This window comes from Caulobacter sp. GW821-FHT12D05 (assembly GCF_058807295.1).
Genome location: NZ_JBXAQO010000009.1, coordinates 1 through 1,194, shown reverse-complemented (window position 1 = coordinate 1,194; position 1,194 = coordinate 1). Strand labels below are relative to the sequence as shown.

General features: G+C 63.9%; 1 protein-coding gene. It reads right to left on the bottom strand.

Annotated elements, in window-relative coordinates:
* Positions 1–2 precede the first annotated feature (2 nt).
* On the bottom strand, positions 3–1,193 hold the full coding sequence (gene tuf / locus AC1RRR_RS26095) for an elongation factor Tu (protein WP_454715277.1): 1,191 nt from the start codon (positions 1,191–1,193) through the stop codon (positions 3–5).
* Between the last annotated feature and the right edge of the window lies 1 nt (position 1,194).

The window sequence follows — 1,194 nt, the reverse complement described above, 5'->3', positions numbered from 1 at the left end:
GATTACTCGACGATCTTGGCCACGACGCCGGCGCCGACGGTGCGGCCGCCTTCGCGGATGGCGAAGCGCAGGCCTTGGTCCATGGCGATCGGGGTGATCAGCTCGACGTCCAGCTCGGCGTTGTCGCCCGGCATGATCATTTCCACGCCTTCCTTCAGCTTGATGATGCCGGTGACATCGGTCGTGCGGAAGTAGAACTGCGGACGGTAGTTGGTGAAGAACGGGGTGTGACGGCCGCCTTCTTCCTTGTTCAGGATGTAGGCTTCGGCCACGAACTTGGTGTGCGGGGTGATCGAACCCGGCTTGCAGAGCACTTGGCCGCGCTCGACGTCTTCACGCTTGGTGCCGCGCAGCAGCACGCCCACGTTGTCGCCGGCTTGACCTTGGTCCAGCAGCTTGCGGAACATTTCGACGCCCGTGCAGGTCGTCTTCTGGACCGGACGGATGCCGACGATTTCGACTTCTTCGCCGACCTTGACGATGCCCTTTTCGATACGGCCCGTGACCACGGTGCCGCGGCCCGAGATCGAGAACACGTCTTCGACCGGCATCAGGAAGGGCAGGTCAACCGGACGCTCCGGCTGCGGGATGTAGGCGTCGACCGAAGCCATCAGCGCCAGGATCGCTTCTTCACCGATCTTGGCGTCGCGGTTTTCCACGGCGGCCAGGGCCGAGCCCTTGGTGATCGGGATGTCGTCGCCCGGGAACTGGTACGAGCTGAGCAGCTCGCGCACTTCCATTTCGACCAGCTCCAGCAGCTCTTCGTCGTCGACCATGTCGACCTTGTTCATGAACACGACGAGAGCCGGCACGCCGACCTGACGGGCCAGCAGGATGTGCTCGCGGGTCTGCGGCATCGGGCCGTCGGCGGCCGACACGACCAGGATCGCGCCGTCCATCTGGGCGGCGCCCGTGATCATGTTCTTCACGTAGTCGGCGTGGCCGGGGCAGTCGACGTGCGCGTAGTGACGGTTGGCCGTCTCATACTCGACGTGAGCCGTGTTGATCGTGATGCCGCGGGCCTTTTCTTCCGGCGCGGCGTCGATGTCGGCGTAGTTCTTGGCGGTCGCGCCGCCCGACTTCGCCAGCGTGATCGTGATCGCGGCCGTCAGCGTCGTCTTGCCATGGTCAACGTGACCGATGGTGCCGATGTTGCAGTGCGGCTTATTACGTTCGAACTTTTCCTTGGCCATC

Excerpts from the sequence above, each read along its gene's own strand:
- tuf (WP_454715277.1), bottom strand. The coding sequence starts at position 1,193 with ATGGCCAAGGAAAAGTTCGAACGTAATAAGCCGCACTGCAACATCGGC.